Annotated in this window: 1 protein-coding gene; it reads left to right on the top strand. The window is 71.4% G+C overall.

The features are described from left to right. On the top strand, window positions 1-294 hold a 294-nt coding region (locus KIP79_RS37340), incomplete at its 5' end, for a PASTA domain-containing protein (protein WP_214109714.1). Between the last annotated feature and the right edge of the window lie 76 nt (window positions 295-370).

The raw sequence follows: 370 nt of genomic DNA, 5'->3' as shown, positions 1-370 counted from the left end.
CTTCCGATCTACCCCACGCCCACCCCCGACCCGACCGCCGGCCCAACCACCGGCCCGACCACCCCACCGGCCACCATCCAGGTCCCCGACCTGATCGGCCACACCCGCGCCACCGCCCTCACCGCGATCACCTCCGCCGGCCTCACCCTGGGCTCCGACACCACGGTCATCGACCACCAGTGCAACGCGATCGACACGATCACCAGCCAGTCCCCACCCCCGGGAACCACCGTCACCCCCGGCGCCCGCGTCTCCATCGTGGTCGCCATCCGCCCCGACCACCCGTGCCCCTAGAAAACGGCCCCGGAAAACACATCGGCCCACTTGCCGCAGCCACAGCCATCAACGGCGAGTGGGACGCGTGCGACAC

Source organism: Acrocarpospora catenulata, assembly GCF_018476525.1.
In the GTDB taxonomy this organism is placed as follows: domain Bacteria; phylum Actinomycetota; class Actinomycetes; order Streptosporangiales; family Streptosporangiaceae; genus Acrocarpospora; species Acrocarpospora catenulata.
Note: the sequence above shows the minus strand (reverse complement) of the source record. Positions and strands in the feature narration are given on the sequence as shown.